At 64.6% G+C, this 21,082-nt stretch carries 22 protein-coding genes; 7 read left to right on the top strand and 15 right to left on the bottom strand.

Going from position 1 to position 21,082, the window contains the following annotated elements:
- The first annotated feature begins 55 nt into the window (after positions 1–55).
- Positions 56–679, top strand: coding sequence for a polyhydroxyalkanoate synthesis repressor PhaR (gene phaR, locus LG047_RS05535; protein WP_036286058.1), 624 nt, complete (start codon positions 56–58; stop codon positions 677–679).
- Positions 680–858: 179 nt separating this feature from the next.
- Positions 859–1,890: a GGDEF domain-containing protein gene (locus tag LG047_RS05530; protein ID WP_227965863.1), complete on the top strand. Its 1,032-nt coding sequence runs from the start codon at positions 859–861 to the stop codon at positions 1,888–1,890.
- Between the two features lie 12 nt (positions 1,891–1,902).
- Here LG047_RS05530 and ychF read toward each other — a convergent pair whose 3' ends face one another.
- Complete coding sequence (gene ychF / locus LG047_RS05525) at positions 1,903–3,000, bottom strand: redox-regulated ATPase YchF (RefSeq protein ID WP_227965862.1); 1,098 nt, start codon at positions 2,998–3,000, stop codon at positions 1,903–1,905.
- Positions 3,001–3,137: 137 nt separating this feature from the next.
- Positions 3,138–4,952: a di-heme-cytochrome C peroxidase gene (locus LG047_RS05520; protein WP_227965861.1), complete on the bottom strand. Its 1,815-nt coding sequence runs from the start codon at positions 4,950–4,952 to the stop codon at positions 3,138–3,140.
- A 253-nt stretch (positions 4,953–5,205) separates the two neighbouring features.
- Between LG047_RS05520 and LG047_RS05515 the strand changes: the two genes are divergently transcribed.
- Positions 5,206–6,522 (top strand): murein L,D-transpeptidase, encoded by a 1,317-nt coding sequence (locus tag LG047_RS05515; RefSeq protein ID WP_227965860.1) that lies wholly within the window; start codon positions 5,206–5,208, stop codon positions 6,520–6,522.
- Between the two features lie 5 nt (positions 6,523–6,527).
- Here LG047_RS05515 and LG047_RS05510 read toward each other — a convergent pair whose 3' ends face one another.
- The 8 genes from LG047_RS05510 to LG047_RS05475 form a co-directional block, all read right to left on the bottom strand.
- Positions 6,528–7,334, bottom strand: coding sequence for an ABC transporter permease (locus LG047_RS05510; protein ID WP_036286064.1), 807 nt, complete (start codon positions 7,332–7,334; stop codon positions 6,528–6,530).
- Positions 7,331–8,095: an ABC transporter ATP-binding protein gene (locus LG047_RS05505; RefSeq protein WP_227965859.1), complete on the bottom strand. Its 765-nt coding sequence runs from the start codon at positions 8,093–8,095 to the stop codon at positions 7,331–7,333. The genes LG047_RS05510 and LG047_RS05505 overlap by 4 nt, the downstream gene beginning before the upstream one ends.
- Entirely contained in the window at positions 8,092–9,090 is a 999-nt protein-coding gene (locus LG047_RS05500; RefSeq protein ID WP_227965858.1) for an ABC transporter substrate-binding protein, read from the bottom strand. Before LG047_RS05500 ends, LG047_RS05505 begins: the two co-directional genes overlap by 4 nt.
- A 50-nt stretch (positions 9,091–9,140) precedes the next feature.
- Entirely contained in the window at positions 9,141–10,475 is a 1,335-nt protein-coding gene (locus LG047_RS05495; RefSeq protein ID WP_227965857.1) for a TldD/PmbA family protein, read from the bottom strand.
- A 3-nt stretch (positions 10,476–10,478) separates the two neighbouring features.
- Positions 10,479–12,023: a TldD/PmbA family protein gene (locus LG047_RS05490; protein WP_227965856.1), complete on the bottom strand. Its 1,545-nt coding sequence runs from the start codon at positions 12,021–12,023 to the stop codon at positions 10,479–10,481.
- A gap of 18 nt (positions 12,024–12,041) precedes the next feature.
- Complete coding sequence (locus tag LG047_RS05485) at positions 12,042–12,758, bottom strand: RluA family pseudouridine synthase (protein ID WP_227965855.1); 717 nt, start codon at positions 12,756–12,758, stop codon at positions 12,042–12,044.
- A 23-nt stretch (positions 12,759–12,781) separates the two neighbouring features.
- The gene (locus tag LG047_RS05480) at positions 12,782–13,594 is read right to left on the bottom strand and encodes an SGNH/GDSL hydrolase family protein (protein ID WP_051134571.1); all 813 of its coding nucleotides are present in this window, start codon (positions 13,592–13,594) and stop codon (positions 12,782–12,784) included.
- Positions 13,595–13,746: 152 nt separating this feature from the next.
- Positions 13,747–14,778 (bottom strand): acyltransferase, encoded by a 1,032-nt coding sequence (locus tag LG047_RS05475; protein ID WP_036286076.1) that lies wholly within the window; start codon positions 14,776–14,778, stop codon positions 13,747–13,749.
- Between the two features lie 282 nt (positions 14,779–15,060).
- On the opposite strand from LG047_RS05475, the gene LG047_RS05470 reads away from it, so the two are divergent.
- Positions 15,061–15,405, top strand: a complete 345-nt coding sequence (locus LG047_RS05470; protein WP_227965854.1) for a hypothetical protein — start codon at positions 15,061–15,063, stop codon at positions 15,403–15,405.
- Positions 15,406–15,473: 68 nt separating this feature from the next.
- A complete protein-coding gene (locus LG047_RS05465; RefSeq protein WP_227965853.1) occupies positions 15,474–16,274 on the top strand; it encodes an enoyl-CoA hydratase in 801 nt (266 codons plus the stop codon).
- A gap of 50 nt (positions 16,275–16,324) precedes the next feature.
- Here LG047_RS05465 and LG047_RS05460 read toward each other — a convergent pair whose 3' ends face one another.
- Positions 16,325–17,239 (bottom strand): universal stress protein, encoded by a 915-nt coding sequence (locus LG047_RS05460; protein WP_227965852.1) that lies wholly within the window; start codon positions 17,237–17,239, stop codon positions 16,325–16,327.
- Between the two features lie 192 nt (positions 17,240–17,431).
- Here LG047_RS05460 and LG047_RS05455 point away from each other — a divergent pair, with 192 nt between their 5' ends.
- The gene (locus LG047_RS05455; RefSeq protein WP_227965851.1) at positions 17,432–17,599 is read left to right on the top strand and encodes a hypothetical protein; all 168 of its coding nucleotides are present in this window, start codon (positions 17,432–17,434) and stop codon (positions 17,597–17,599) included.
- A gap of 134 nt (positions 17,600–17,733) precedes the next feature.
- Here LG047_RS05455 and cysE read toward each other — a convergent pair whose 3' ends face one another.
- Entirely contained in the window at positions 17,734–18,588 is an 855-nt protein-coding gene (gene cysE, locus LG047_RS05450; RefSeq protein WP_227965850.1) for a serine O-acetyltransferase, read from the bottom strand.
- Between the two features lie 2 nt (positions 18,589–18,590).
- Positions 18,591–19,187, bottom strand: coding sequence for a LemA family protein (locus LG047_RS05445; protein WP_227965849.1), 597 nt, complete (start codon positions 19,185–19,187; stop codon positions 18,591–18,593).
- Between the two features lie 183 nt (positions 19,188–19,370).
- Between LG047_RS05445 and LG047_RS05440 the strand changes: the two genes are divergently transcribed.
- Positions 19,371–19,793 carry a SufE family protein gene (locus LG047_RS05440; protein WP_227965848.1) on the top strand — a complete coding sequence of 141 codons (423 nt, stop codon included), beginning with the start codon at positions 19,371–19,373 and terminating at the stop codon, positions 19,791–19,793.
- A 52-nt stretch (positions 19,794–19,845) separates the two neighbouring features.
- Here LG047_RS05440 and LG047_RS05435 read toward each other — a convergent pair whose 3' ends face one another.
- Positions 19,846–20,712: a DUF6456 domain-containing protein gene (locus tag LG047_RS05435; RefSeq protein ID WP_227965847.1), complete on the bottom strand. Its 867-nt coding sequence runs from the start codon at positions 20,710–20,712 to the stop codon at positions 19,846–19,848.
- Positions 20,709–21,074 carry a helix-turn-helix domain-containing protein gene (locus tag LG047_RS05430; RefSeq protein ID WP_227965846.1) on the bottom strand — a complete coding sequence of 122 codons (366 nt, stop codon included), beginning with the start codon at positions 21,072–21,074 and terminating at the stop codon, positions 20,709–20,711. Before LG047_RS05430 ends, LG047_RS05435 begins: the two co-directional genes overlap by 4 nt.
- Positions 21,075–21,082 lie beyond the last annotated feature (8 nt).

Below are 21,082 nucleotides of genomic sequence, written 5' to 3'. Positions count from 1 at the left end.
GGCTTGGCGCTTTTTTGAGCGGCGGGCGACGCGGTGAGGGGAGCGTGTCAGGCGTATGGCGACCGAAAAGAAACCGACTGTTATCAAGAAATACGCCAACCGTCGTCTCTATGACACGGGAACAAGCACTTACGTCACCCTCGAAGATCTCGCCGCCATGGTTAAGCGTGGCGAGGATTTTGTGGTCTGCGACGCCAAGAGCGGCGAGGACATCACCCGGCCGGTCCTGACGCAGATCATTTTCGAGCAGGAGGGCAAGGAGGGCCAGAGCCTGCTGCCGATCGCCTTCCTGCGCCAGCTGATCCGATTCTACGGCGACTCCATGCAGATGCTGGTGCCGAGCTATCTCGAATTCTCGATCGACAAGCTGACCAAGGAACAGCAGAAATTCCGCGATCAGTTCACCTCGGCGCTCGGCGCCGGGCCTTTCGCCGAGCCGACGCGCGCCGCCTTCCAGTCGCTCGAGGAGCAGGCGCGCAAGAATATGGCGGTGTTTCGCCAGGCGTTGACCATGTTCAATCCCTTCGGCGTGCCGACGGAAAATGTCGGGACCACCGCCCCTTCGCTGGATGAGCACGAAGGGAAGCCGGCGGGCGCCGGGCAGGGCGACGTCGAGGAGCTGAAGCGCCAGCTGGACGAACTCAACAAGCGCATCGACAATCTCTCGAAGCAGGGCTGATTTCGCCCGGTTTTATCCGGCCGCCGACGCCCGTTGGCGTCGATTCTTCGCAGCGGCTTAACCCAACGGCAACGGTTTAGCCATTAATACCCTTTTTGAGAGAAATCATCGTTTTATACTCGCAAAGCGCGAAAAGCTCCGCTGGAGCTTTCGCGCCTTGCGAGACCTCGAAAGACGTTATGGGCCATCTGATCGACTCGGTCGCCGAACTGACGGACCTGCGCGACAGGGACGCGCTCGAGGCGACATTGGCTGCTGTGACGCTCGAGCTGATTCAGGCGTCGCGGCTGACACTGTGGAAAGTCATCTACCGCGCCGGCGTGGTTCGGTTGCGACAGCGCGTCAATCTCGTCGCGCGCGGCGCTCCGGAAGTCGATGAGGCGCCGATCGATCCAAACATGCTGCTGCCGCTGGTGTTCCGGCCGGACCTCTATGATTGCTTTCACGCCGGGACGCCGCTCTGCCGAAAGGCGACGGCCGAGGGCGACGTCCGCTACGTATTTCCGGTGATGGACGGCCGCAATGTCATCCGTCTGCTCGAAATACTCCGTTCATCGCCTTTGCGCGAGGATCAGGAGCGTCTGATCGTCGGCATGCTGCGAATTTACAGCAATCACCTCGGCGTTCTCGACTATGGCGATTGCGACGAACTCACCGGCCTTTTCAACCGGCGCACATTCCACGACTACTTCAGTCAGATCGCGTCATATTCCGACGCCGTCCCCCCGCGCGTCGACGAGCGCGTCCCGACCCGCGAGCGCTTTCCGCACCTCGCCGTGATCGACATCGACTTCTTCAAGCGCATCAACGACGATTTCGGTCATCCTTTCGGGGACGAGGTGCTCGTCCTTTTCGCACGGCTGATGCGCGAATGTTTCAACGATCTCGACAGGCTGTTCCGTTTCGGCGGCGAGGAGTTCCTCGTCATCCTCAACAATGCGACAAAGCGCGAGGCGCAGGCCGCGCTCGAAAATTTCCGCGCGACGGTCGAAGGTTTCCGCTTCCCGCAGGTCGGGCCGGTCACGGCGAGCATCGGCTATACGACCGTGCTGCCGGGCGACACGGGCTCGAGCGCCTTCGGCCGGGCGGACGCCGCGCTCTACGTCGCCAAGCAGCGCGGCCGCAACCAGGTGCGCTCGCACGAGATGCTGATCGCCGACGGCGTCATCGAGAAGCGGAAAGCCGTGGGTCAGGACGTCGAGCTGTTCTGAGCGCGCTCCGTCTCAGGTGTTGAACCTGAAATGCATCACGTCGCCGTCGGCGACCGTGTAGTCCTTGCCTTCCAGCCGCAGCCTGCCGGCGTCGCGCGCGCCCGCCTCGCCCTTGTAGACGACATAATCGTCGAAGGCGATGGTTTCGGCGCGAATGAAGCCCTTTTCGAAATCCGTATGGATGACCCCCGCCGCCTGCGGCGCGCGCGTGCCTTTTTCGATCGTCCAGGCGCGCGCTTCCTTCGGGCCGACGGTGAAATAGGTGATGAGATGCAGCAGGTCGTAGCCGGCGCGGATGACGCGGTTGAGGCCGGGTTCGGTCAGGCCGACGGCCTCGAGGTAATCCTTCTGCTCCTCGGCGGGCAGCACCGCGATCTCGCTCTCGATCTTGGCTGAGACCACGACGGAAGCCGCGCCTTCCTCGGCCGCGCGCGCGGCGACTTTGGCGGAATTGGAATTGCCCTCGGCGGCCGACGCCTCCTCGACGTTGCAGACGTAAAGCACCGGCTTGGACGACAGCAGGCCGAGTCCGTTGAAGGCCGCGCGCTCCTCTTCAGAAACCCTGGCCAGACGCGCGGGTTTGCCGTCGCGCAGCAGCACGAGGCAGCGGTTCATCAGATCGACGAGCTCCTTCGACTCCTTGTCGCCGCCCCTCGCCTTCTTTTCCAGGGCCACGACGCGCTTTTCGAGGCTTTCGAGATCGGCGAGCATCAGCTCGGTCTCGATCGTCTCGATGTCGCGCACGGGATCGACGCCCCCCTCGACATGGGTCACGTCGCCATCCTCGAAGCAGCGCACGACATGGGCGATGGCGTCGCATTCGCGTATATTGGCCAGGAACTGATTGCCGAGGCCCTCGCCCTTGGAGGCGCCGCGCACGAGGCCGGCGATGTCGACGAAGGTGAGACGGGTGGGGATGATTTGCTTGGAGCCGGCGATGCGCGCCAGATCATCGAGGCGCGGATCGGGCACGGCCACTTCGCCGACGTTGGGCTCGATGGTGCAGAAGGGATAGTTCGCGGCCTGCGCCGCCGCCGTCTGCGTGAGCGCGTTGAAGAGGGTCGATTTGCCGACGTTCGGCAGACCGACGATGCCGCATTTGAATCCCATATCCGTCCCGCCGAGGTGAGAGTCTTCGTTGCGGCGCGGTATGCGGGGCCGCGCGCCAAAAGGCAAGGGGGACAGCGCGTCGCCATCCCCCTCTCCCCTCTCGCGATGGCCGGCTCAGCCGGCCGCCCCGCCCCGGCTCAGAGGCTCTTCAGATATTCCAGAAGCGCCTTGACTTCTTTCGCCTTGAGATTCGTCCCGAAGTCGTGGCCGCAGCGGCTGTTGCCGGAAGCGTCGCGTTTGCTTCCGCCGCACTCCGCCGTGGTCTCGTAGACGAAGCTAAGCTTCGGCTGATCTTTGGCGAGACCCACATTCTCCATGTCATAGGCTGTCCCGACCTTGAAGCTCGCGGGCCGCTGCGCGGGCGGTTTCAGGAGATCGGCAAGAGTCGGCACGGAGCCGTTGTGAAGGTAGGGCGCCGCCGCCCAGATCCCCTTCATGACACGAGACTCATAGGCCGGCGGGGGTGGCGGCGTCTTGGGTTCCCGATAAAGCGCCTGCAGACTTTCCTTCATGACCTGCAGGATGTTCTCCCGCAGCGCGTCGATCGTCACCGACGGGTCGGCGGACCTGTTTTTCAGGCATTCCTGCACGATCGGATCGAACAGGAACGGATCCTTGAAATGCAGCGGCGCCCGAAGGATCGACTGAACGACGGCCGTGCTGAGGATGTTGATGATCGGCTCATTATCCGCCTTCAACGTCCTGGTGAAGGGCGGCAAGGGAATCAGCTGGCCTTCGAGCACGCCGGTTTTCGCCGTGCGTCCGAGAACCTGATATTCCGCGGCGTCCGTCTTGACGTCCTGAACCGGGGTCTTCCAGGTATCGGTGGGATTGCACAGCCGCGGCGGTTTCACCTTCGTGTCGATCTCGTGACAATTCGCGCCGCACGCCTTCTGGTAGATTTTTTCGCCTTCTTCGACGAGCGTCGGATCAAGCTTCCCGGGCCATTTCGGAGGCTCGAGTTTCTTGATCAGCGTCTCGAGCCGCATGAGCCCCGGAAAATTGAGAGATGATCCTTTCAGATATCTCACGTCGTCGACGAGCGGTATCTTCTCGGGCTGGAACATGCCGAAGACGCCATAAACCTCTCCGACATTGCGGGCGAGGCCGAGAATATCGTCGCCGTTTTTGGCGAAGCCCGGCCATTGCGTCATGTACTGCTTGGCGGCGTTCCAGACGAAGGGGTAACGCACCGGCGCGTCGGCGGGCTTGATGTTCTCGGGAATCATGTGATTCGGGGCAGTCCCGATATCCAGACCCGCGACCCGGTTGAAGATCATCGATACCGCATCGGCGCGACCGAGGCCCCAGGCGAGACCGAGCGGCCGGGCCTCTTCGTCGGGGCGGGGGTGCAGCGCGCGCTGGAAAATCGTGTGATACGGCTCGAACCACTTCTCGACGCGCTGCTTCAATTCCTTGCGCGCCGCCTCGGAGCTGGAGGCGCCGAGCGCCGCGTCGGCGAAGGCGGCGAAATCAGCGTCGTCATGGAGAACCTTGTCGAACGCCATGTCGAGGTCGTCGAACAGGGATTGAAAATCCACGAGGGCGGGGCCGCCGTCGATGCGCGTCGCCACGCCGTCGATCTCGATCTGCCGGGTGTGGCAGGCAGAGCAGGTCATGCTCAGCCAATTCTCTTTCTCGTAGGGAGCGGAGAGAAAGCCGACCGGCAGGCCGGCCGTCGGACTGGCGGGATTTGGCAAATAACCGTAGCGGCTGAAGCCGTCGGCGAGGAAGCTCGTCCCGTCGTCGGCATGTTTCAGCGCCTTGACCCAGTCGAACGGAACGATTCTCGCGCCCTGATCGAGCGAGTAGAATTCGTTTCGTTCAGTCGGCGTCCATCCCTGATTGAGGTAGGCGACCTGCGCTGAAAGATTCGTCGTGAGCGCAAAGGTCATGAGCGCCGCGGCGCCGAGAGTGATGGTCAAAGAGGTCGGAATCGACGTGCGCGCCAATGTGCATCCTCCCAAAGAATAAAAAATTGCTTGCTTACAAATGAGCACAAAACCGACACATTCGCAATTCGTCAAAATTTGTGCAATGCGCTTGCGTCTTGCGGCCAAGCCCGAATTGAGTTGACCGGCGGCGCGGCGCGGTCGAAAAGCGGCGTTGTGGACGGCGAATGTGCGACCGCGAGTCGGGACGCAACCACGATATGACGATGGCGAAGAGATGACGGGAAATTCTCACACAAGGCGCTCCTGTTTCGTGAGCGCGGCCTTGGTCGGACTCGGCGCGTCGGCTTTCATTTGCGCGACGCCGCTTCTCGCGCAGGACGCCGCGCCAGCGCCCGCCGCAGCTCCCGCGCCTGCCCAGCCGGCGCCGCCGCCGGCCGCTGCGCCTGCGGCTCCGGCCGCCGAGCCGGGAGCCGCGCCCGCCCCGGGGCCCGTTGCCGCGCCGAAGCCGAAGCCCAGGCCGAAGCCGCCGGCGCCGCCGCGGGAGACGGCGCTCTCCGACGATCCGGCGCCGGTGCTGCAGCCGGAGACCTTCTTCACGACCTCGAAAGCCTCGGAGCGTTATGCGCAGATCGTCGATCTCGGCGGCTGGCCGAAGGTCGGCGTGTCGCTGCGTCCCGGCTCAAAGGGTCCGGCTGTCTCGACGCTTCGCCGTCGCCTTGCGGCCGAGGACGACGCAGTCACGGATACGAACAAGCAGAGCTGGGATCCGGCGCTGACGGAAGCGGTGAAACGCTTCCAGTTTCGCATGGGGCTGAAGCAGACCGGCGTCGTCGCCGGCGCCACGCTGCGCGCGCTGGATGTTCCCGCGACCGTGCGCTTCCGACAGCTTGCGTCCAGCGCGCAGCGCCTCGCGGGCGTCGATTTTCCCTTCGGTCCGCGCTACATCGTCGTGAATATTCCCTCGACCGCGGTGGACGCGGTGGACAATGACCGCGTCGTGCGCCGTTACGCCGCGATCGTCGGCGATCCCGAGCATCATTCGCCGGAAGTGCAGGCCAAGGTCGTCGCAGTGAACATCAATCCGACATGGACCGTGCCGACGTCGATCATAAAAAACGAGATCGCGCCGAAGATGCTGAAGGATCCGTCCTATCTCACGCGCTCGCGCATCCGCGTGCTCAACGGGCGAGGCGAAGAGGTCGATCCGCGTTCAATCAACTGGGCGAGCGAGCGCGCGGTGAACTACACGCTGCGGCAGGACTCGGGCGCGCATAATTCGCTGGGCTCGATCCGCATCTCCATGCCGAATCCGCATTCGGTCTATATGCACGACACGCCGTCGCGCAATCTCTTCGCCAGCGACTATCGCTTCCTGTCGCATGGATGCGTGCGCGTGCAGGGCGTCGTCGATCTCGCCGCCTGGCTGCTCGACGGCTCCAACGGCCCGCAGCTGAGCAAGGAGCAGATCAACGCGAAGATCGCCTCCGGCGAACGCGAGGAAGTGCGGCTTTCGCATCCGGTGCCGGTGGTGTGGGTCTATATGACCGGCTGGGCGTCGGCGGACGGCATCGTGCATTTCCGCGACGATGTTTATCATCTGGACGAGGTGGGCGGGGCGGCGGAGTAGGGCGTCTAATCCCCGCGCTCCCGCGCGCTCTCGTGCCAGCCGCGCAGCAGGTAATATGACAGCGCCGCGAGCGCGCCATATATCGCAAGCCCGGTGACCGAAATCAGCGCCAGCGCGGCGAACATGCGCGGAATGTCGAGACGGAAACCCGCCTCGACAATCCGAAAGGCGAGGCCTGTTCCCTGACCCGCTGCGCCCGCCGCCAGCTCCGCGACGATGGCGCCGATGAGCGACAGTCCGCCGCCGATGCGCAGCCCCGTGAGAAATTGCGGTAGCGCCGCCGGCAGGCGCAGATAGACGAGCTTCTGCCAGGGCGAGGCGCGATACAGATCGAAGAGATCGCGCAAGCCGTGATCGACCGAGGCGAGGCCGAGCGACGTGTTCGACAGTATCGGAAAGAAGGCGACGAGAAAGGCGCAGACCAGCACCGCGGTCCTTGGCTGGAGATAGACGAGCAGCAGCGGCGCGATGGCGATGATCGGCGTCACCTGAAGCACGATCGCGAAGGGAAGCAAGGCGCGCTCCAGCCATTTCGACTGCGCCAGCAACAGGGCGAGCGCCACGCCGCAGACGGTGGCGATCACGAGCGCCTTCAGCGTCTCGCCGAGCGTCACCCACAGCGATGAGAAGAGGAGTTCGCGGTCCTCGATCAGCTTTGCGAAAATCGCGCTCGGCGCCGGCAGGATATAGGGCGGGATGCTCTCATGGACGACGATCCACTCCCATGCGCCGAGCGCGGCGGCGAAGACGGCGAGTGGAACGACGATGTCGCGTAACGACGTCGGGCGTGTCAGCGAGCGTTGCTGGCTCATCGAGAGTTCTCTCCCATCGCGTCGCGCAGCGCGCGCGACGCGCGCCGGCAAATGTCGGAGAAGCGTTCGCTCATGCGGAACTCCGGGTCGCGCGTCAGCGCCGGATCGATCTCGATTTCTTCCATGATCGCGCCGCGCGGCTTCGACATCACGATGATGCGCGTCGAGAGATAGGCGCTCTCGAACACCGAATGGGTCACGAAGACGATTGTCGCGCCGAGATCGCGCTTGAGCGCCAGCAGGTCGTCGTTGAGCTTGAAACGCGTCACTTCATCGAGCGCGGCGAAAGGCTCGTCCATCAATATCAGCGCGGGCCTCGTGACGAGCGCGCGCGCGATGGCGCAGCGCATCTTCATGCCGCCCGAGAGTTCGCGCGGCAAGGCGTGCGCGAAGTCGCTGAGGCCGACATGCTCCAGCACCCTGTCGATGCGTGGCTGCGCGCCGGCTCGCGTCTCGCCCGCGACGCGCAGCGGCAAATAGACATTGTCCGCGACATTTGCCCAGGGCAGGAGCGTGGGCTCCTGAAAAACGAATCCGATGTTCTTCCTCGCCTCCGGATCGGCCCAGGAAATGGCGCCTGCGCTCGGCGGCGAGAGGCCTGCGATAAGCCGCAGCACCGTGGATTTTCCGCAGCCGGAGGGACCGAGCAGCGTTAGCGTCTCGCCTTCGCGCACATCGAGGTCGAGGCCCGAAAGCGCCGTGACGCCATTTGGAAAGGTCTTGGCGACGCCATGGAGGGAGACGAGGGGCGCGGTTGTCATTGCTTCGGCCGCAAATCCATGCCGACTTTCTTGCCGATGAACTGCAGCGTGTAGCCGCGCTTGTAATCGAGGTTGTCGGGAACGACGCCGGCCTTCGCCATCTTGTCGAAGAAGCTTTTCATGCGCGCATCCGTCATCACGCCGACGCCGAGGGTCAATGCGTCGCCGGAGTCGACAATGCCGCGCTCTTTGATCTTCGCCAGCGAATAGGCGATCTGTCCGTCGGTCATCTCGGGGTTGTCGCGCTTGATGACGGCGTTCGCGGCGGCGTTGTCGCCGTAAATATAATTATACCAGCCGATGATCGAGGCGTCGACGAAGCGCTGCACGAGATCGGGGTTACTTGCGATCGTGTCGGCGCGCGCTTCGATCGTCGTGGAATAGCTGTCGTAGCCGTAATCCGGAAGCAGGAACACATTCGGCTTGAAGCCGCCCTGCCGCTCGATCGCATAAGGCTCGGAGGTAAGAAAGCCCTGCTGGATGGATTTCCTGTCCGCAATGAATGGCGCCGAATTGAATCCGTACGGCTTCACCTTGTCGTCGCGAAATCCATACGCCTGCTTCAACCATATCCAGACCGACACGAGCATGTCATTGGCGACGAAGGCGGTCGCCTTCGGCAGATCCTCGAAGCGATCCAGACCCTCGCCGGGATGCGACATGAAGATGACGGGATCGATCTGGAACATGCTGGCGACGGTGACGACCGGCACCTTCTGCTGCACGGCCTCGAACATCTGGATCGTATTCGCGCCCATGGCGAAATCGACGCGGCCCGCCGCGAGCAGCAGCCGCGCATTTATTTGCGGACCGCCCTGCTGAATGTTTACGTCAAGTCCGTAGCTTTTGTAGGTTCCATCGACGACGGCCTGATAGAAGCCGCCGTGCTCCACCTGCGCGCGCCAGTTGGTGGCGAAGCTCACCTTGTCGAGCGCGGATGCGGGCGCCGCAATGACAACCGTGAAGAAAATTGATGCGAGGCGGACAAGACGCATTCTGCAGCGCTCCAGTTGACCGCCGCATCATACACGAATTTGCGCGCGCTTCAGATGCCGCTCGATTTCGATGAGAAATTGAAGGCTTCGACCAGCATCGGCGGCGCGGCCGCCGCCCCGCCGCCGCCCGCCGCCCGCCACGTGCGCTCCGTTTTGCCGAGCGCCGCGATGCGCGCGAAGAGCTCGCCCAGCCGCTGGTTGAATCGCATGTTGCGCACGGGCGCGACGATGCGGCCGTTCTCGATGAGGAAATTGCCGTCGCGCGTGAGGCCGGTCACGAGCAGGCTCCTCGGATCGACGATATTGTCGTACCAGATGCGCGTCACCAGCACGCCGCGCTTCACGGAGCGGATCATGTCGTCGATCGAGGCGTCGCCGCCCTCGATGATGAAGTTGCGTCCGAAAGGAATGGCTTCGGCGTCTGTTTTCTGCGCCCATGCGCGCGAACGATAGAGCGTCTTCAGCACGCCCTTGTCGACAAAGGCGCGGGCGCGATGCGGCACGCCCTCCCAGCCGACGCCGCATTCGGGCGCGAGCGGATCGGCGGGGTCGATGCGGATCGTGAGCTTTTCGTCGAAGAGCCTTTCGCCGACGAGCGTGCCGCCGCCGGGACGCGAATAGAAACTGCGACCTTCATCGGCTGCGCGCGCGTCCATCGCGCTCATCACCCAGAAGGCGAGTTCGGCGGCGGCGACGGGCTCGAGGATGACGGTGTAGGCGCCGGGCTCGAGATCGACGGGCTCGACGTCTTGCGCGGCCTTGTCGCAGGCGCGGCGCGCGATTTCTTCGGCGTCGAGATTTTGTGCGAAGAATTGATGCGCGCCCGCCCAGCCGGACCAGCTGTCGGCGCGGTTGCGGGCGGTTGCGGAAAGATCGATCTCGCTCCTGCGCTCATAGGCGAAAAGTCCGGCGCTCGTCGCCAGCGCCTCGAAGCGCCTCGCGCTCGACGCGCAGCCGAATGTGTCGACGCCTGCGCGCGCGCCTTCCTCGATCACGCGCGCCGCCTGCGCCGCCAGCGCGTCGAGACGCATCGCCCCCGCCGCGTCGTCGTAGCGGGCGGACGCCTCATATTCCTGCGGGCCGAGCGGCGCTACATAGTCGGGATCGACCGGCAGCATGCGCGCGATTTCCTCCGAACGCGCGCGCGCAGATTCGAGCGCGTCGTCGTCGAGGCTCGCCGTCGTCACCGAGCCGATGCGCCCGCCGACATGCGAGGAAATTCGCACGCTCGCTTCAGAAGTTGTGATGTTGGTCGTGGCGCCGCCGCGTGCGAAGCGCAGGCTATGGTCCTCGCCGCCGTCGATCTTCACCACGCAGGCGTCGGCGCCCGACCGCGAAAGGATCTTTTCGGCGATGGCTTTGGCGTCGTCGGCGGAGAGGAACATGCGTCAGGCGTCGCTGCTCGTATTCAGCACGCGCACATTGCGGAAACGCGCGAGCGGGCTGCCGTGCGAGACGGGCGCGACCTGCACCGGCTCCGCCTTGCCGCAGGTGAATGTGCCGTCGAGATGATAGGTGCTCGCGTCGCCCAGACCGTCGAGCGAATTCCAGAATTGCGTCGTCCGTCCCTGATAGGCGCCATCGCGCAGCATCTCGCCGAGTTTGCCGTTTTTGATCTCGTAAAAAAGCTGGCCGCCAAACTGGAAATTGTCGCGCTGCTGGTCGATGCTCCAGCTGCCGGCGCCGACGACGTAAATTCCGTTCTCGATCCCGCTCACGAGATCGTCGAGCGAGCATTTATCGGGATTGGGCTTCAGTGAGATATTCGGCATGCGCTGGATCGGGAAAGCCGTGGGGCTGTCGGCATAGGCGCAGCCATTGGAGGCCGAAAGACCGATGAGATGCGCCTGTCCCAGCGCCATCTGGAAATTGCGGAATACGCCCTTTTCGACGATGGCGAATTCTGAAAGCTCCGCCGGCGCGCCGTCGTCGTCATAGCCTATGGTCGAGAGAGCGCCGGGCTGCGAGCGGTCGGCGACAATGGTCATCAGCTCCGAGCCGAAGCGCAGATTGTTCAGCATCGCGGGTTTCACGAAAGTCGTGCCGGCGAAATTCGCCTCCCAGCCGAGGGCGCGGTCGAGCTCGGTCGAATGGCCGACGGTCTCGTGGATCGTCAGCCAGAGATTGGTCGGGTCGATGATGATGTCGCAATCGCCCGCGGTCACGGGTTTGGCGGTGAGCTTCGCGCGGGCTTCCTCGCCCGCGCGGGCGGCTTCCGCGACGAGGCCGGCGCCGAGCACATATTCCCAGCCGGCGCCGCGCGCGGGCGTCAGGCTGTCGCGCGTCGCCATGCGGCCGAGACCGCGGTCGATGGCGGTGGCCGTAAAGGTCGGATGCACGCGGGTGCGCGTCTGAAGAATGCGGGCGCCATGGCTGTTGGCGAACATGCGCTCCTCGCGCGCCGCCGACAGCGAGGCCGAGCAGAAATCGGCGCCGTTGTCGCGCGCCGCGGCGCAGATCGCGAGCAGCAAATCGGACTTCTCGCGCGACGAGACGGCGAAAGGATCGGCGCCCATTGGCATGATCCACTCCGCCTCATGCGCCGGAAGCTGTTCGAGCGCGACCGGCTGCGCCTGTATCGGGCGCACGGCGCGGGCGTTGTCGAGCGCCCGTTGAATCCCCTCACGCACGCTCGCCGCGTCGAGCCGCCGCGCGCCATAGAAGCCCCAGCTCCCGTCGAGCAGCACGCGAACGCCGAAGCCGCGCGAGGCGCGCTCGTCATATTGCTCCAGCCGGTCGTCCTTGGCGTAGGCGTATTCGCGTTTCGTCTCGCCGAGGCGAATGTCGGCATAGCTCGCCCCACCGCGCTTCGCCGCCTCCAGAGCAAGGTCGGCAAGATCGTCGAGCATCGCGCGGTCGAGCGCGAAGCGGCTCTTGCCGATGGCGGTCTGGCGCTCCGGCGCGTCGCGCATGGGCGCAAATATCGACGCCAATGTTGCTTCTCCCGAGATTCAATCCGTCATGTTGATCGTTTTGGTTGTATTTGGCAAATCGGGCGCCAATCCGCACAATGCAAGGGCCTCGCTCATATGATCCGGCGGCGGAGCCTCTGCTCGCACCGGCTCCTTGCTGTCCTGCATGGGAATGGTGATCGCCCGCGCGTGGAGATGCAGCGGCGGCGCGCCTTCGCGCCTGCCGTGGCCATAAATGGGATCGCCGAGGATCGGCCAGCCCATCGCCTGCGCATGGACGCGAATCTGGTGCGTGCGGCCGGTGTGCGGCGTGAACTCGACGAAGGCCAGACTGGCGTCGGGGCTCCGCCCCAGCACCCGCCAGCTCGTGCGCGACGGGAGGCCCAGCGGGTCGGGCCGCATCCACCAGCCGCGGGCGGCGTCGAGCCGGCCCAGCGCGAGGTCGATCTCGCCTTCCTCCGCCTCCGGCGCGCCTTCGACGACGGCCCAATAGGTCTTGGAGATGCGCCCGGATTTGAACAGTTTACCGAGGCGGTCCAGCGCCTTGCGATGGCGGCCGAGCACCAGACAGCCGGATGTGTCCTTGTCGAGCCGGTGGGCGAGGGCCGGGGCGCGGGGCAGGCCGAAGCGCAGCTCGTCGAAGGCGTCCTCGAGACTCGGGCCGCCCTTGGGGCCGCGATGCACGGGAACGCCCGCGGGCTTGTCGATGATAAGCATCAGCCCGTCGCGATGCAGAAGGCGGGAGAGCAGGTTCATGGCGCGCTTATAGCAGGCGGCGCCTATTTGCGGTGAGTTTCATCCGCGCTGAGCGACATGGCGCGGCCGATGAAGGCGCCGTATTTGTGATAGTATTCGTCGGTCAGATGCACGCCGTCCAGCGTGTAATATTCTTCGTGACCCTCGAACTTGTCGATGAAATTGTCGAATTCGATCACATGTAGCTCGGGGTGGTCCCGCCACAGGGCCACTCTGTACAAGTCGTTGATCTGATAATCGCAGCCGTCATAGAAGCAGCGCAATATCGTTCGCTTGATCAGACTGTAGAGGTTCGGCGGTTTGAAATAGCGCTCGTTGACGCGAGGGATCGAAATGACTTCGACGTCGCCCGCGTCCGAAAAATACTCGACGAGCTTCTTGGTGTATTCCACATAGGTCGATGCGCCGACGTGCTGGATTTCATCGTTCACGCCATTCATGATGATGACCTTGTCCAGCTTTTTCCCGTTAGCGATGCTTTCAATTTTCTCCTTCGGAAATTTCTCGCGCAGCTCCGTGTACAGAAGCCTCGAGTTACGGCCGTTGAAGCCGATGCTGCAGGTCTGCACGCCTCTTCCCCCGAGGCGTTCGGACACGGCTTTCGGAAGTTCCGGCAAAAGCTTGCCTCCCGACGCCCATGACTCGCCCACCACGAGGATTCTGTAATCTGGAGCGTGACCGTCGACGATGGCGCAACCGATGGACGGTTCGTCGGTGCGTTTCAGCGTCAGAAGCGTCAGGCCGCCCGTCACCATCAGGATGAAAGCGGCCCGATGAACGCCGGGAAGGAGCACCGCCAGCCCTTGCCTGATTGCCAACGCTGCGTAGCCGATCATCCCGCCGACCCGCGCGCCTGAGCGCGGCCTCATTGCTTGCGACGGGCGTTGGCTTATCAGCTTTGCAACGCCGCGGCTATGGCCGGGCGTGTCGCTTCCTGTCTGCGGCGAACCGGGCGCAACATGCGCCCGGCGATCCACGCAAAGTCCGTTCAGGCGACGAGCGGCTGCAGCGCCCCCGCCGGCTCGGCGACGATGCGCCGGCTGGCGACCCAGGCGGCTCGAAGCCTGTTGATCGGACGGTCGAACAGCAGCCAGATCACGAAGGACGCCGCGAGGATCACCGCCAGCGCCTCGGAGCAAAGGAGGAGGCGATTCGCATAGGAGCCTGCGCCCGTCCCCAGCGCGCCGATGACGGACCAGTGCAGCAGGTAGAAGATGTAGGACAATTCACCGAACATCCGGTCCGTCGCGCCGCTCTTCTGCCGCGTCGTGTAGAGCGCCCAGGGCGTCATCATCAGCGCGATGAGCATGTTGGTCTTGGGGCCGAAAGCGAGCAGGGCCTCGCCATTCGACCCGCCGAGCACGATGTTCTTGACGAGGATCACGCTGCACACGAGCAGCAGCGCCAGCGTCCCGAAAAGCGACCCATAGGCCAAACGGGAGCTCGGATTCAGATCGTGGCTGGCCGAAGCGACGCCAATGCCGAAGAAATAGAGAAACGGGGCCACCGTGGCGGCGCCGCCGAGCCAGGGCGAGAAGAATGAAACCAGCACGCAGGCAAACAGCAGAAAGATATTCTTCGAGACCAGAAAGACGACCAGCGGAGCGATCAGATAGAACTGCATCTCCATGTCCAGCGACCAGCCCGGCAAATTGGCCTGGTAGGGAAGGGAATTATAGCCCAGGATCATGATGTTGGAAAAAAACTGATGCAGCAGGCCGCCCACGTCCTCCGGCGCGCCGCCGCGCCAGAAAAGGAGCGCCCAGGTGATCGCCGAGCACAAGGCGAAGACCGGCGCGACGCGCCAGACGCGCGACACGAGATAGGTGAAATAGGCGGCCGTCGTTTTCGAATAGGTCCGCGTCCACATCGTGGCGACCCAATAGCCGCTGAGGACGAAGAAGATCAGCACCGCGGACATGCCGAGGTTGAAACTCGACGTGTGATGAAGGAAAACCGCGAAGGCCAGCGCCATCCTCAGCGCGCCCGGCGAAGCCAATTTGTCCGATCCGACCGACATGGTCACTCCACTGCTGCGCCGGAAAAGCCTCTGGCGGGCGAAATCGACCTTACGCCCTCGCGAGCGGGGAACGCTGTGGCAAGAGGTCGCGAAACGGGACGGAAGCCTGCGGCGCGTGGTCGCGGGCGCCGCGTCATCGAATGTCCAGATCAAGGTGAAAAACGAGGGTTGCCGACGCTTCTTTCGTCGCTTGACCCGACAAGGATGCTCAAATCCAATCAAGCATGGGGCGCGATCGCGACTCGATTCGATGTCGGGGAGCGCCGAAGTAAGGAGGCCTATATGTCCGTTCGATATCCGGGGATCGTCAATTGGCGGAGCCGCGTCGCCATAGCCGCTTGCTTCGTTTCGCTTTTCACGTTCCAGGGCGCGTCTCGGGCGCAGGAGCCATACGCGAGCGGCGAGGGATATCGCGCGGTGCGACAGTCATTGCTCGCGAAAGGCTGGACGCCCGTTTCGAGCTATGGATTGAAGACCGCCTCCGGCAAATCGCTTTATCGCTATCCCGAAGTCGTTTGCGGGCCCACGCTCTGCAACGCCAAATGGCGGGATGGCGGCGGCGAGGAAAGGCTGATTTCGCTGGTGCGCGGGCAAGGCGATGAAGACCATCGCGTCGCGCCGCAGTAGCGTTTCCCCTCGGACCTGCGTCGCCATGCGGCCATCCGGTCGAAGCTGACTCTTTATAAAGGAAACGCATGTCGATCACGTCTCCCACTCCCAAGCTGCGCGTGGAAACCGCCTTCGGCGTCGCGCGCCTTTTCATCGACAACGCCGCCAAGCGCAACGCTTTCGACTTCGACATGTGGCGCGCCCTGCCGCCGCTGATGAAAGCGATCGAGGACGAGCCGGAAGCGCGCGTGCTCGTGATCAGCGGCGCGCCGGGCCTCTCTTTCTGCTCTGGCGCCGATATTTCGGAATTCTCGACCGTGCGGGCGACGAGCGACGGTGGGCGCGCCTATGAAGCCGCCAATGTCGAGGCTTTCGACGCGATCTCCAATCTCTCCAAGCCAACCATCGCCGCCATATCGGGCTTCTGCATGGGCGGCGGCATGGGGCTCGCTGCGGCCTGCGATCTGCGCGTAGCGCAGGAAGGTGCGGTTTTCTCCATCCCCGCGGCGAAACTCGGCGTCGGCTATCCGCCGTCGGCGATGAGATATGTGGTGGCGGCGGTCGGGCCGCAGCTCGCTTTCGATCTTTTCTTCACGGCGCGGCGTCTCTCTGCGCGGGAGGCGCGAGACGCGGGATTCCTTGTCCGGCTCATGGAGCAGGAGAGTTTTATCGGCGCCGTGCATGAACTCGCCGAGTCGATCGCTGACAATGCGCCATTGACGCTGAAGGCCGCCAAGGCCGCTATTCGCGCCGCGGCCGCGCTTCCGGGCGCGCTGTCGCCCGAGGGCTGCGAGGCGCTCGCCGCCGCCTGTTTCGACAGTGCGGATTATGAGGAAGGCCGCGCCGCCTTTCTCGACAAGCGCTCGCCGAAATTCAGGGGAAGCTGAGACTTCGGCCAGCCGGGCGCCGTGCGCGCATCCTGTCGGGCCGGGAAGCGTCAGATCCCTTCCGGCGCGGCCGGCCCGCGCGGGTCGACGACAACGAGCAGGTCGCGCCTCGACATCGCGAGGAGATGATTGGTCTTGCTGCCGAGGAGCAGCTCCTCGCTGAGGTGCGTTCCGTGCTTGCCCACAATGATAAGGTCGCATCCGAGGTTCTCCTCATATCTGAGGAGCTGCCGCGTCGGATCTCCCTGAATGACCACGGTGGAGCATTGAGCCGGCGTGAGCCCCTGTCCCCTCATCAAGCTCTCGAGTTTCTGTCCGGCCTGGCGTTTCGCCTCCATTTCATAGGAGGCGATCTTCCAGTCGTCGACTCCGGCGAGCCGCAACATTCCCTCGAACGGAGCGTCGAAGATATGAATGAGCGTCAGCGACGCCTCCGGCGCGATGTCGCGAGCGAGAGCGACGGCGGATTCTGACGCGGGCGAAAAATCGACCGCCACCAGGACGCGGCGGTAGGGCTCGCGCGGCTTGTTCCTGACAATGAGCACCGGTTCCCGGCTTTCGCGCAACAGGGCGGACGCCGTCGATCCCGGTACGAGACGATCGAAAAATCCGCCTCCATGCGCGCCGATCACGAGCAGATCGCCGCCCGCAGACGACAAAAAGCCGGGTATCGCGACGGAGGCGGGGCCGCTCTCGACTCGCAGTTCAGCATGAACGCCCTCCGGATGCGGCAGGGCGCAGATGAACTCGTGCAGCCGGTTGCGTTCCACAGCTGCGAGTTTTTCGCCAAGATCGGGATTTTCGACAAAGAGCGCCTGAAACGGGGACAAGGCGTCGAGTTCTACCGCATGCAGAATCGTGTAGCGCGCGGACCATTGGCTCGCGATCATGAAGCCTCTTTCGACCGCCTCGGCGGAATGCTGCGAGAAATCCGTCGCCGCGACAATGTGCTTTTTCTGCGACATGCGTCTCCTCAAAAAAACGGGCGCGGTTGTCTGAACTTCTCCGAAGCCCTCCGTTTTCGAAAAAGGATCGGCCTGCGATCTATCGACTCCTTCTGCATATGGCGACCGGATCCGGGCGGGGCCAGCCGTGAACGGCGCTCGCATCAGTTTCGAAGATGCGCCAGCGCGGGCAGAGAGGCGACATGGAGCGCGGTGAAGAAGAAGCTTGCGGTTCGCGATTTGCGCCTGTCGATAGGCAAGACCGGTCCGTCGGGCGCGGCGATCGCACTTCTCCCTTCCACTGCCGCCGTCACGCCAATGGCAAGTTCAGGAAAGCTCGTCACAGTGGCGACGCTTCTGGCGCCGACGACGATCGGTTGATTTTCAGGATCCCGGCGCCGCGAAGCGCCATTTCGGCGCCGGGGAGGATGACCAGCAGACCACCAATGCAACAGACGGCCGGATCAAACACCATTCGACCGCGCCGGTTGCGCGCGCCCCCGCGACGCCTGCGGTCAAATCACGTAATCGAAGGAATCATAGGCCAGCCCGCGCAGGATCTGGTCCATGTCGCGCGCCGGCTGCGCCGAGGGCTCGACGCCGACGACTTTCGCCGGCACGCCGGCGACGATGGAGTTCGGCGGGATCGCCGCCAGCACGACCGAACCGGCCGCGATGCGCGAACAGGCGCCGATTTCGATATTGCCGAGAATTTTCGAGCCCGCGCCGATCATCACGCCGCGCCGCACCTTGGGGTGGCGGTCGCCCGCCGCCTTGCCCGTGCCGCCGAGCGTCACGCTGTGCAGGATAGAGACGTCGTCCTCCACCACCGCCGTCTCCCCGACGACGAAGCCTGTGGCGTGATCGAGGAAAATACCCTTTCCGAAACGCGCCGCCGGGTGAATGTCGGCGGCGAGCGCGTCGGAGGTTCGGCTCTGGATGTAGAAGGCGAAGTCGCGCTTTCCCGCGCCCCAGAGCGCGTGGGCCAGCCGGGAGGCCTGGATCGCGTGGAACCCCTTGTAATAGAGCAGGGGCTCGATCAGCCGCCGGCAGGCCGGGTCGCGCTCCACATAGGCCGCGGCGTCGGCGCGGAAGGCCTCGCCGATCGACGGGTCGCTTTCCAGCGCCTCGAGAAAAGCGTCGGCGATCGCCGCAGCGTCGAGAGCCGAGGCGCCGAGCCGCCCGCTCACGCGATGAATGACCGCTTCCTCGAAACAGTGACGGCTCAGCAATTCGCCCATGAAGAGCGGCGTCAGCGCGGGGTCGAGGCGGAGCGCTTCCTCCGCCTCTGCGCGCATATGCGCCCACATTGCATCCTCGCCCTTCGCGCAGAGGGCGCTCAGATCCTCGGGACGCGGGGCGGAATCCATCGCTAGAACCTCACTTGCGGCGCTGTCTGCGCGGCTTCATTGGCGGTGAACTCCGCCATGGGTTTCGTGCCGGAGAAGAAAGTCTTGGCCCACAGAAGCGTCGGGAAGGTGCGCAGCGACGTGTTGAACTCCCGCACCGCCTCTATGTAATCGCGCCGCGCGACATTTATGCGGTTCTCGGTGCCCTCGAGTTGCGATTGCAGCGCGAGGAAGTTCTGGTTCGACTTGAGGTCGGGATAGGCTTCGCTGATCACCATCAGCCGCCCGAGCGCGCCGGTGAGCTGCGCCTGAGCCTCCTGAAACTGTTTCATTTTCTCGGGGTCGGTCAGCGTCGAGGCGTCGACCTTCACCGAGGTCGCCTTGGCGCGCGCCTCGACGACGGAGGTGAGCACGTCCTTTTCCTGCTTGGCGTATCCCTGCACGGTAGCGACGAGATTGGGAATGAGATCGGCGCGGCGCTGATATTGCGACTGCACGTCCGACCATTTCGCCTTGGCGTTCTCTTCCAGCGTGGGAATGGTGTTGTAGCCGCAGCCCGAGAGCGAAAGTCCGGCGACGATCGCGACGGCGAGGGCGCGCCAGCGGGTCATGAGGCTCATATGCATCTCCATATATAGGCCTGCGCGAAGGGCGCGCCGGGCAAAGGTCCAACGAGCGCAAACTTAAGGCCTCCACAACCCCAAGGAAAGGGCGCGCTCTGGCCGGTCTGTCGCTTCGCGCGGATATATCGCAACGCGGCACGCGTTTGGATTAGAATGGGGCGACGCAAGGGAAGCGAAGCTATGGCCATCGACGAAATCATCGGCAATTTCGAGCTGCTCGAAGAGTGGGAGGACCGCTACCGCTATCTGATCGAACTGGGTCGCACGCTGGAGCCGCTGCCCAAGGACGCCTACACCGACGAAAACAAGGTGCGCGGCTGCGCAAGCCAGGTGTGGCTGGAGACGACGCGCGGGCAGGACGCCGCCGGCGCGCCGATCCTGACCTTTCGCGGGGACAGCGACGCCCATATCGTGCGCGGGCTCGTGGCGCTCGTGCTAGCGCTTTATTCCGGGCGCGGGGCGCAGGAGATCGTCGACACCGACGCCATGCCGCTCTTCAGGGAGCTTGGCCTCGCCGAGCATCTGACGCCGCAGCGCGCCAACGGCCTGCGCTCAATGGTGGAGCGGATCAAGAAAGAGGCGCGCGACGCGCTGGGGGCTTGACCCCCGCCTGTCCCTCCCCCGCCGACGCGGGAGAGGGGAAGGGCAGGGCGATTCACAGAGCCGGCCGGTAATCCTCCGCTCCCCAATGCAGGACGCCGCGCGCCCGCGCCGGCCCTGTCGCCTCGCTGGCGATCCCATAGTGCCGGGCGAGCCGGTCCAGCGCGATGCGCAGCACCACCTTGCCCGAGCGCGCCGGCCAGCCGCGTTCGCTCTCCACCAGCTCGAGCCCCTTTAGATAGCCGCAGACGTCGGTGAGCAGTCCGGCGAGCTCCGGCCCCACGGCGTCACAGGCGCGGGAGAGACGCTTTCGGGCGTCGATGGCGATCTCCGTCACAGCTACGCCGGCGTCGGAGCCGCGGCGGGATGAGGCGATCGAGGCCTCCCAATTGGCGGTGACGCGCTGAAGGATCTGCGCCTGCTCCACATCGCGACGGAAGCGCTCGCCGGCCTCGACCTGCGCGGGCTGGAGAAAAGGCCGACCATCGCGGCCCTTGCGCCGCGCGAGCCAGGCGAGTGGGCTTTCGGCCTCGTTGACAAGCGTCGGCCGCGCGCCTTTCTCCAATGGTCGCGCGACATAGAGGCTGTGCTGGGCGCGGAAAGGTTCCGCCGTCGAGTCGGCTGGCGCCTCCAGACGGCGCAAATGGGCGCGTCCTGCCCCGGTGATGCGCAGGCGACGCGTCGCCCCCTCGCGCTCCCATTCCACGAGTCCCTCCGCGATGGCGGCGGCGCCGGTCGAGGCCGGCAACCGGGCGCGCACGACCGTCACGCCATTCCTTGCCGCGAGCACGACAATCGTGTCGTCCTCCAGATCGCTTGCCGCCGCGCGGGCGCCCGCCTCGCTCAGCGCTTCCAGAAGACGGCGCAGGGCGCGGGCCGCGGCGTCGTCGACATGTGATTTCTTGCGTGAATTCTTCGTCATTGCGCGGCTCCTTCGGCGATGAGCGCCAAAATCATGTCCCGTTGGGCCGCGATGGCGGCCTGCAGTCGCGCGGCGCAATGATCGAAGCGCGGATCGTCGCGCATGGTCTCGATGCGCGCCAGGGCGTTGCGCACGGTGGCGCGGTCGCGCGCAAAGAGGCGGGCGCAGGCCGAAACGCTCGCGCCCAGCGCGAAATGATGAAGATAGACGGCGAGCTGGCGCGCCCGCGCCACCGTCGGGCGGCTTCGGGTGGGAGCGGCGAGCATTGCGGCCGGCACGCCGACGACGGCGGCGGCTGTGGCGGCGCTCAAGCCGGCTATGGCGCCGGGACAGTGGACGGAAACTGAAATTGCGGAAGCCATCGGGAAAA

The organism is Methylocystis sp. WRRC1, from assembly GCF_020733155.1.
Taxonomy (GTDB): Bacteria; Pseudomonadota; Alphaproteobacteria; order Rhizobiales; family Beijerinckiaceae; genus Methylocystis.
The sequence above is the reverse complement of the archived record's forward strand: the minus strand, read 5'-3'. Positions and strand labels throughout refer to the sequence as shown.

Excerpts from the sequence above, each read along its gene's own strand:
- phaR (WP_036286058.1), top strand. The coding sequence starts at position 56 with ATGGCGACCGAAAAGAAACCGACTGTTATCAAGAAATACGCCAACCGT.
- LG047_RS05530 (WP_227965863.1), top strand. The coding sequence starts at position 859 with ATGGGCCATCTGATCGACTCGGTCGCCGAACTGACGGACCTGCGCGAC.
- ychF (WP_227965862.1), bottom strand. The coding sequence starts at position 3,000 with ATGGGATTCAAATGCGGCATCGTCGGTCTGCCGAACGTCGGCAAATCG.
- LG047_RS05510 (WP_036286064.1), bottom strand. The coding sequence starts at position 7,334 with ATGAGCCAGCAACGCTCGCTGACACGCCCGACGTCGTTACGCGACATC.
- LG047_RS05505 (WP_227965859.1), bottom strand. The coding sequence starts at position 8,095 with ATGACAACCGCGCCCCTCGTCTCCCTCCATGGCGTCGCCAAGACCTTT.
- LG047_RS05500 (WP_227965858.1), bottom strand. The coding sequence starts at position 9,090 with ATGCGTCTTGTCCGCCTCGCATCAATTTTCTTCACGGTTGTCATTGCG.
- LG047_RS05495 (WP_227965857.1), bottom strand. The coding sequence starts at position 10,475 with ATGTTCCTCTCCGCCGACGACGCCAAAGCCATCGCCGAAAAGATCCTT.
- LG047_RS05485 (WP_227965855.1), bottom strand. The coding sequence starts at position 12,758 with ATGAACCTGCTCTCCCGCCTTCTGCATCGCGACGGGCTGATGCTTATC.
- LG047_RS05480 (WP_051134571.1), bottom strand. The coding sequence starts at position 13,594 with ATGATCGGCTACGCAGCGTTGGCAATCAGGCAAGGGCTGGCGGTGCTC.
- LG047_RS05475 (WP_036286076.1), bottom strand. The coding sequence starts at position 14,778 with ATGTCGGTCGGATCGGACAAATTGGCTTCGCCGGGCGCGCTGAGGATG.
- LG047_RS05470 (WP_227965854.1), top strand. The coding sequence starts at position 15,061 with ATGTCCGTTCGATATCCGGGGATCGTCAATTGGCGGAGCCGCGTCGCC.
- LG047_RS05465 (WP_227965853.1), top strand. The coding sequence starts at position 15,474 with ATGTCGATCACGTCTCCCACTCCCAAGCTGCGCGTGGAAACCGCCTTC.
- LG047_RS05460 (WP_227965852.1), bottom strand. The coding sequence starts at position 17,239 with ATGTCGCAGAAAAAGCACATTGTCGCGGCGACGGATTTCTCGCAGCAT.
- cysE (WP_227965850.1), bottom strand. The coding sequence starts at position 18,588 with ATGGATTCCGCCCCGCGTCCCGAGGATCTGAGCGCCCTCTGCGCGAAG.
- LG047_RS05445 (WP_227965849.1), bottom strand. The coding sequence starts at position 19,187 with ATGAGCCTCATGACCCGCTGGCGCGCCCTCGCCGTCGCGATCGTCGCC.
- LG047_RS05440 (WP_227965848.1), top strand. The coding sequence starts at position 19,371 with ATGGCCATCGACGAAATCATCGGCAATTTCGAGCTGCTCGAAGAGTGG.
- LG047_RS05435 (WP_227965847.1), bottom strand. The coding sequence starts at position 20,712 with ATGACGAAGAATTCACGCAAGAAATCACATGTCGACGACGCCGCGGCC.
- LG047_RS05430 (WP_227965846.1), bottom strand. The coding sequence starts at position 21,074 with ATGGCTTCCGCAATTTCAGTTTCCGTCCACTGTCCCGGCGCCATAGCC.